Origin of the sequence: Streptococcus sp. 1055 (assembly GCF_013276815.1) — a bacterium.
Taxonomy (GTDB): Bacteria; Bacillota; Bacilli; order Lactobacillales; family Streptococcaceae; genus Streptococcus; species Streptococcus pseudopneumoniae.
This window is the reverse complement of record NZ_VMLT01000155.1, coordinates 1-7,031: the sequence shown is the minus strand read 5'-3', so window position 1 is coordinate 7,031 and position 7,031 is coordinate 1. Positions and strand designations below refer to the sequence as shown.

The following is a 7,031-nucleotide window of genomic DNA, read 5'->3' as shown; positions in this document are numbered from 1 at the left end:
TTTGAAAATGATTGAGTATTAATTATCGAAAAGCACTTTTTTATGCTCTCGAAAATATTACTACAATTAATGACAATAACTCTAGAGGGTTACCATTATCTAATAGAATAATAAAAGAGATGCATAAAATTCTATTGGATAACGTTAGAGGAAGCAGCAAGAATCCAGGAAATTTTAAAAGAACTCAAAATTACATTGGAAGTAGAGCAACTATCTCTTACACACCAGTTCCGCCAGAACAAACTACGGAGTATATGTCCAATTTAGAACAATATATGCATCATGATGATTTAGACTTATTAGTTCAATCAGCTATTGTACATGCTCAATTTGAAATGATTCATCCATTCGAAGATGGTAATGGTCGAATAGGAAGATTGTTAATCCCACTGTTTCTTTACTACCAAGAATTGCTATCTTATCCTACATTTTACATGAGTTCATATTTTGAAAGTGATCGATCACTATATATCTCTCATTTATCAAACATCTCTAAAAATAATAACTGGAAAGATTGGTTTAAATACTATTTGGAAGGAGTAATTTTCTCAGCAGAAGAGAGTACAAAAAAGGCACAGGATATCTTAAATCTTTATAATAAGATGAAAGAAGAAATAATACCAAAATTGAATTCTGTCTCTGGTATTCAACTTCTTGATTTCATTTTCTCTTCTCCAATTTTTAAAGCAAAACAAGTCAGCAAACACCTCAGTATCTCTGAACGTACTGTATATACATTATTAAATAAATTAATTGATGAAGAATTTCTTTCAACAGACTCTGCTCAAAGAAATCGTACTTACTTTTGTCCACACCTGCTAAGAATAGTTCAATAATTTTATATTGAAGCTCATCTTCGTTTTGCTTCACTTCTACTTTCTTTCGTGAAGTAAAAACGGNNCCGTTTTTACTTCACGAAAATAATACACACTTTACTTATTTTGTTTTAGAAAAATAACATCACTTCTCAAAAAGTTAGTCATTATCTTTATGTTAAGGATTAAATTCTGTATTTGATAGGACTGAATCCTTTTAGTTTAGTTCTAATTCGATTTTTACTTAAATAATCAATAACAAAAATGACAATAGATTTTCTACTGTCATTTTATTTTTCTAAATTTTTAGCAGAGTATTCTCACAAGTCTCTAAATCTCTTTCAACTTTTCGAGATAGGCGGTTAATTCTGCTTGGGCTTCTGGTGTTGTGCCTACTAGTTGGCTGCGCATGTGTGCGAGTCTGGCTTCTACCTCTCCAATCTCTTTATCAATCTCTGCGAGCTGGTCTGCGAGGTCGGCTAGAGGAACAACGGGTTCTTCCTCAAAGGTATCGACATAGCGTGGAATGTTGAGGTTATAGTCATTTTCGACAATTTCTTCAAAGCTGGCTAGATGAGCAAACTTCTCGACATTCCCGCGTTTTTGATAGGTCTCCAAAATCTTGGCAATATGGTCTTCAGTCATATTGTTTTGATTTTTCCCTTTTTCAAACTCTTTTGAGGCATCGATAAAGAAGACATCCTTATTGGTGCGATTCTTTTTAAGGATGATAATAGTTGTCGGAATAGAGGTATTGTAGAAGATATTTGCTGGCAAGCCGATAACTGTATCAATAGCGCCTTCTTCTAGCAGGTGTTGGCGAATCTTTTGCTCGGCTGCTCCTCGGAAGAGGACTCCGTGGGGAAGGACAATGGCCATGACCCCATTGTGCTTGAGGTGGTAAAAGCCGTGAAGAAGGAAGGCAAAATCTGCTTTTGACTTAGGTGCAAGAACTCCATAACTTGAAAAGCGAGGATCTTGCAGGAAGCCACTATCTGCTGACCACTTCAGTGAATAGGGTGGGTTCATCAAAACCCCATCAAAGTCTGTTGGCTCGGTAGTCGGCCAATCTTCGTCTAGGGTATCGTGGTTGCTGAGGTGATAGTTCTCAATCGCTACTCCATGAAGCATCATATTCATACGAGCAAGGTTGAAGGTCGAAGTAATCAACTCTTGACCGTAGTAAGAAATCGTCGAAGCTTCCTTACTATAGCGCTTGGCATTGAGCAAGAGAGAACCAGACCCCATGGTCGGGTCGTAAACCGACATCCCCTTTTGATGCTCACGCCCTGCAAAGACAATCTGAGTCATGAGGTGAGAGACTGCTTGAGGTGTATAGAACTCTCCAGCCTTTTTCCCAGAATCACTAGCAAACTGGCCAATCAAGTACTCATAAGCATCACCCAAGATATCACCAGCATGACTAGACACATTGAGGTCGTTGAGCTGTTTCATAACCTCAGAGATGGTCTTGTTTTGCTTTTGTGGAGTATTACCTAGCTTTTTCGCATAGAGGTCGATATCTTCGAAGAGATTTTCAAATTTTTCATTGGCCTGCTCGATATCACGGAAACTTTGGGCTAGGGATTCTAGCTGGAAGGTTCCTTCATGGATAGACTGGACCAGCTTGGTAAAGGTCAGAGAAGGCTCAATCACATAGCCTAGCTCGTCATTTAAGACCTCGATGAGGTCTTCACGGACATCTGCATCCGCAAAGTTTTCCTCATAGAGAAGCTGCACTTGCTGGAAGGACTCAAAAGTCTCGTCCAAGTTATCACAGACGGCTTGGAGGAGGTTGTCGGATAGGTACTTGTAGAAAATCAAGCCCAAGAGGTAGGACTTGTATTCATTGGCTTCCATCTGGCCACGCAGGATATCCGCGGCATTCCAGAGGGATTGGTAGAGTTCTCTTGATAAATCTGTTTGTGACATAGGGTCTCCTATCAATTTATGTTGTTAGTAGTATTCCATGTTTTAAAATATTTTTCTTTTTTATATCTTCCTTAAATAGTGCGGACGGGAGGTAAAATTATCCAGTGGATGATTTTAGAAATCCAAGGAATTTCATCCCTAATTTTTGAGCACTTCGCCCTTTCATTGACATGCTCAGGCTAAAATAGTTCCCCGAACTATTTTACTCTCCAAAATCCCATCCTATACAATAACTTTGTTATTGTATAGGATACCACCATGGCGGAAAATATCCTCTAAAAGCTCACTTCGTTCGCACTCATTTTACGATAAACTCTTTTAAAAATGAATCACTGGGCTTTTGACGGTTTTAGTATCTTAGATAAACATTTTTCTGAGTAGGGTTTGTTTGCTTTCTTTGAGCTGGTTAACTTTTTCCTCTTGCTTGGCAATGGCCTTGTCTAAGTCTTGGAAGAAAGAACCGATAGCTTCTTGTTCAGGGAGAGAAGGTATATGAATAAACATATCCATAACTTTTGTTTTTGAAATATTAAATCTTGAAATTCCTTGAGCTAATAACATAAACTCTCTTCTTACACTAAAAGAGCGTAATACAAAAGCTAAGTAATACAGGTCAAATATACCTTTTTGGAGGCGATAGCCAAAACAAAAACTATTCAGGTATACATTATCTTCCGTCCCCATCCAAACCGAACTCAAACCAACATCTTCAGGTGTTTCTGATGAAGTTGTAAATAATACATCTCCATATTGAACCCTTCTCTGTTTATCATCTATCTCAATACTGTCTAATCCGTATAAATCTGTTAATGGATTATTGAACACGTTCACATAAGTTATAAATTTTCCTTCCCCATGTCCAAAGTCTTCTTTAGTTTTACCCGATAATCCTGTATAAGTTTCTCCAACTTCCCCCAACTTCACTTCCTTCCAGTCATCTTCAAATCCTGCGAAGCGAAGGGCTGGTTTGGTTTGTCCTTTGGCTGGGAAGAGGAGCTTGAGGTAGGTTTTTTTCTGCTCTTTGAGTACCTCTAACTTACGCTGTTGAAGGCTAATAAGCTGGTCAATATCTTGGAAGAAAGAACCAATAGCAGTTTGCTCGGAGAGGGAGGGGAGGGAAATATCTGTCTCTAAAATATTCTTATTGTATAATCTTTTTATTGTAGTTCCTTCAATTCCTGACCAAGATACAATCTTATAAAAAGCTTTAAGAAACTTGTTGTTAATTTTACCATGGTGATTCAACCAAACAATATTTGAATCTTGGTAGTAAGCTTCATCTCCATCGTACTCAACAACGCGGCCAATACTTCCTGAAGCAGATAACAGTAAATCTCCTCTTTGAGGATAAGCAAATTTTGTTTTATATTCTTCAAATTTTTCTCTAGTTATATAAGTATCAGCTTCCCCTCCAAAAGTACCAATTTTGAAAAAAGGAATTTCAAACTCCGCAGAAGTTTCCTCTTTGAAAATCCTCCTACACATTTCAACTGACCCAAGATTTCCCAACTTCTTCTCTTCCCAAACTTCAGTATACCCCGTAAAGCGATAACTTGGTTTTTTTGTCATATTACTCCTCCAACTATTTCATCTTTATTTGTATCTATAAATTGCAATTGATAAGCTTTACGAGCCCCCCATGCCTTAAGTGTTTTCTTAATAGTATATTCATTCTGCTTATCGAACTGGTCTACATAAATGCTCACATCCGGTGTCTGTTTAAAAATTTCTTTAAAGTACGGAGCATCCACTCCATCCTCATCCCGAATACCAAAACCAATGAAGTAGATTTCTTTGATAGAGCTTAAACTTTTGAAAAACTGTATATTATTAGTTAATATACTATCAACTGGTTTCTTTAACTTATTAACAACTTCTTCCATATATGCTCCTACATCTAGAGGATTGAAATCACTTACTTCATCATCAAAACCATGTCCAAAAATAAATTTTTCCCCACCAATAACTCCATGTAAATGAAAAACTTGCTCTTCAGGGATTCTATATAAATCCTCTAACGTTTTTGTATAATTGAAATTTAGAAATGTTGCATCAGAGTTTTTCAAAACTGTAGCTTTTAACAATTTATAACACGAATTTTCACCATTTCTAAGAATTCTATCAGTCCATTCAAAATATGTTTCTTCTATCCACAATTTAAATAATTTATTTAAAGAATATAATACATATTTAGCTAGAATTTCTCCTATTTCATTAGCATTACTAGCCATTATACTGCCATCCAAATCTCTAGCGTTATATATACAATCTGTATTAACAATAGACACTTCATTAAAATCTGCTAATTTCTCTTCAAAATCAGACCAAAATTTCTCAGTTTCCGTAATTTGACTCATTAGCTGATACAGTAACTTATACAAAATTACATCATCTGGATATAGATCTCCTCCATCTGGTGCCATTTCCATTTCAGGTATGGTATCATCATCAATTTCTTCTAGCAATATTTCTTTATCAATTCTATTTAGATATAATTTTATGGCATTTTCACTTTGCAACGACTCTAACAGTTCATCTTTTCCATAAGCCTGCTGATAAACGAACTTCTTGAAATATAGATAATCTGTCTTTAAGTCATGTGCTATATCAAAACCATTTCCGATAATAAATAATTTCTCCACTATATCCCCCCTTTCTATTACTCCATTTTCTTATTTCTACACTTTAGGTTTTCTTTTTATGATATCTATTCTTCAATTTTACCTATTTTTTCACTTTAGGGCATCAATGTCTTGGTTCTATTGTTCAATTTTGGCCATTTTTGCACTTTAGATAGGAAACTATGCTATCCTATTCTTCAATTTTACCTATTTTGAAATAATAGATAGGCTGATTTTGTGATATAATGTTAAAAAACGTTGAAATGCGAGGATGACTATATATGAACTATAGAGAACTTAGAAAAATCTACTACAGTCATCGTGACCAATATGAGGAAGAGTATCAACTACGCTTACAGGGATACAGCTCCATTAGGACATCTCTTTATCCTCATTTAATGCAACGCGATACTGTCAAAACAAGTCAATACCCTTTATTTGTTACCCTGCATCTTGAGATTTCCCAACTGATGGAAACTATCTCACAGCAGTCTCAACGAATTAGCCAAATAGCTGATACCCTCCCTAAGATTGCCCACGATCAGTTTTATAAAGAACAGCTCTACCAATCGATTATTTCCACAAATGAGATTGAGGGTATCCATACAACTCGTAAAGAGTTGGTCGATGTGGAGAAACTCCTAGAGGAAGACCCCTATAAGACCGAACAAATCAAACATCTTTCCACCTTGCGAATGTACCAACAAATCTTGAAGGATGAATTTCTCCAAATCCAATCTCTTGAAGATATCAGAGGGATTTATGACCAATTAACACAGGGAGAAATATCGCCAGAGGATGAACTCGATGGAGAGTTTTTTAGACAGAAATCGGTCTTTATCCAAGACGACAAGACTGGCAAAGTCATCTATATCCCACCTCAAAAGGAGGAACAGATTCAGGTCATGCTGACAGAGTGGATTCGTTTTATCAACGACCATTCTATCCCAAACCTTGTCAAGGCTTGTGCTGGACACTATTTTTTTGAAAATATTCATCCATTCTACGATGGGAACGGTCGGACAGGACGCTACATCCTCGCCAAGTACTTGTCTAGAAAGCTGGATAAATTCTCAGGTCTGGTTTTGTCCCAACAAATCAATCACCATAAGCAAGACTATTATAAGGCTTTTAGGAATACTGGTGATCATCTCAACCGTGCCGATGCTACCTTCTTCGTTGAAACCTTGTTGACTTTTATCAAGGAAGGGCAGGAAAATATTATCCAAACCCTCCTTGAAAAACAAGAGCAACTGCATCGCTATAAAGTTAAGATAGAGCAAACAGAAGGGCTGGAGGAAGTTGAGAAATACATCTTGTTTCTCCTCGCTCAGTCCAAGCTCTTTGTCGATGATAAGAGAGATGGCATAGAAGATAGAAGCATCATCCAACTGGCCAATCAGTCCAACCATCATTACTCTAAGAAAAAGATCAAGGATGCTTTCTTGCATCTTGAAGAGAGGGGAATTTTGACCCTAATTGGTCGAAAACCTTCCCAACATTATCTTTCTGACTATTTTTAATACTCAATGAAAATCAAAGAGCAAACTAGGAAACTAGCCGCAGGTTGCTCAAAACACTGTTTTGAGGTTGCAGATAAGACTGACGAAGTCAGTCACATATATACGGCAAGGCGACGTTGACGTGGTTTGAAGAGATTTTC

5 protein-coding genes are annotated in these 7,031 nt (G+C 36.8%); 2 read left to right on the top strand and 3 right to left on the bottom strand.

The window, feature by feature from the left end:
* Positions 1 to 11: 11 nt before the first annotated feature.
* Positions 12 to 836: a Fic family protein gene (locus HT699_RS11190; RefSeq protein WP_240149899.1), complete on the top strand. Its 825-nt coding sequence runs from the start codon at positions 12 to 14 to the stop codon at positions 834 to 836.
* Between the two features lie 309 nt (positions 837 to 1,145).
* On the opposite strand, the gene HT699_RS11185 is transcribed toward HT699_RS11190, so the two are convergent.
* The 3 genes from HT699_RS11185 to HT699_RS11175 all read right to left on the bottom strand — a co-directional run bounded on the left by HT699_RS11185 (position 1,146) and on the right by HT699_RS11175 (position 5,389).
* The gene (locus tag HT699_RS11185; RefSeq protein ID WP_166730784.1) at positions 1,146 to 2,747 is read right to left on the bottom strand and encodes a type I restriction-modification system subunit M; all 1,602 of its coding nucleotides are present in this window, start codon (positions 2,745 to 2,747) and stop codon (positions 1,146 to 1,148) included.
* A gap of 357 nt (positions 2,748 to 3,104) precedes the next feature.
* Complete coding sequence (locus HT699_RS11180) at positions 3,105 to 4,316, bottom strand: restriction endonuclease subunit S (protein WP_000162947.1); 1,212 nt, start codon at positions 4,314 to 4,316, stop codon at positions 3,105 to 3,107.
* Complete coding sequence (locus HT699_RS11175; RefSeq protein ID WP_138701017.1) at positions 4,313 to 5,389, bottom strand: AbiH family protein; 1,077 nt, start codon at positions 5,387 to 5,389, stop codon at positions 4,313 to 4,315. Before HT699_RS11175 ends, HT699_RS11180 begins: the two co-directional genes overlap by 4 nt.
* Positions 5,390 to 5,649: 260 nt before the next feature.
* On the opposite strand from HT699_RS11175, the gene HT699_RS11170 reads away from it, so the two are divergent.
* Positions 5,650 to 6,891 carry a Fic family protein gene (locus tag HT699_RS11170; protein WP_172934373.1) on the top strand — a complete coding sequence of 414 codons (1,242 nt, stop codon included), beginning with the start codon at positions 5,650 to 5,652 and terminating at the stop codon, positions 6,889 to 6,891.
* The last annotated feature ends 140 nt before the right edge of the window (positions 6,892 to 7,031 follow it).